Origin of the sequence: Pseudomonas caricapapayae (assembly GCF_001400735.1) — a bacterium.
Taxonomy (GTDB): Bacteria; Pseudomonadota; Gammaproteobacteria; order Pseudomonadales; family Pseudomonadaceae; genus Aquipseudomonas; species Aquipseudomonas caricapapayae.
The window spans coordinates 1-285 of sequence record NZ_LJPW01000124.1 but is presented as its reverse complement, the minus strand read 5'-3'; the positions used below and the strand labels follow the sequence as shown (position 1 = coordinate 285).

At 62.1% G+C, this 285-nt stretch carries 1 protein-coding gene; it reads right to left on the bottom strand.

Going from position 1 to position 285, the window contains the following annotated elements; all coding sequences use genetic code 11:
- Positions 1-285, bottom strand: a 285-nt coding sequence (locus ALO80_RS17120; RefSeq protein ID WP_144434234.1) for an AMP-binding protein, incomplete at both ends; no start/stop codon positions are given.

The following is a 285-nucleotide window of genomic DNA, read 5'->3' as shown; positions in this document are numbered from 1 at the left end:
CGAACCAGTACAACGGCATCCTTCACGCCTTCCAGACTGGTCAGCACCGCCTCGATTTCTCCCGGCTCGATGCGCATGCCACGAATCTTCACCTGATCATCGTTACGGCCCAGGTAATCCAGGGTCCCGTCGGCATTCCAGCGCACCAGGTCGCCACTGCGGTACATCCGTGCGCGGGCGTCATCGCTGAAGGGGTCGGCAACAAACCGCGCTTCGGTGAGCTGCGGCTGATTCAGATAACCTCGCGCAACCCCCGCTCCGCCGATGTAAAGCTCACCGGGAACG